The 223-nt window shown below is 70.9% G+C and carries 1 protein-coding gene; it reads right to left on the bottom strand.

The genetic code is table 11. The features are described 5' to 3' along the window. A partial coding sequence (locus ACEPPI_RS41140; protein ID WP_373920331.1) for a beta-ketoacyl synthase N-terminal-like domain-containing protein occupies positions 1-223 on the bottom strand: 223 nt, incomplete at both ends.

The raw sequence follows: 223 nt of genomic DNA, 5'->3' as shown, positions 1-223 counted from the left end.
ATCCGACAGCCGCTCCACGAGCAGCATGCCGACACCCTCACCCCAGCCCGTACCGTCCGCACCGGCCGCGAAGGCCTTGATCCGGCCGTCCGCGGCCAGACCACGCTGGCGACTGAAGTCGATGTACGCACCCGGCGAGGACATGACGGTCACACCACCGGCCAGGGCGATCGAGCACTCGCCGTTGCGCAGGGCCTGGACGGCCCAGTGCAGGGCGACGAGG

The organism is Streptomyces sp. AB3(2024) (assembly GCF_041862025.1).
GTDB lineage: Bacteria > Actinomycetota > Actinomycetes > Streptomycetales > Streptomycetaceae > Streptomyces.
The sequence above is the reverse complement of the archived record's forward strand: the minus strand, read 5'-3'. Positions and strand labels throughout refer to the sequence as shown.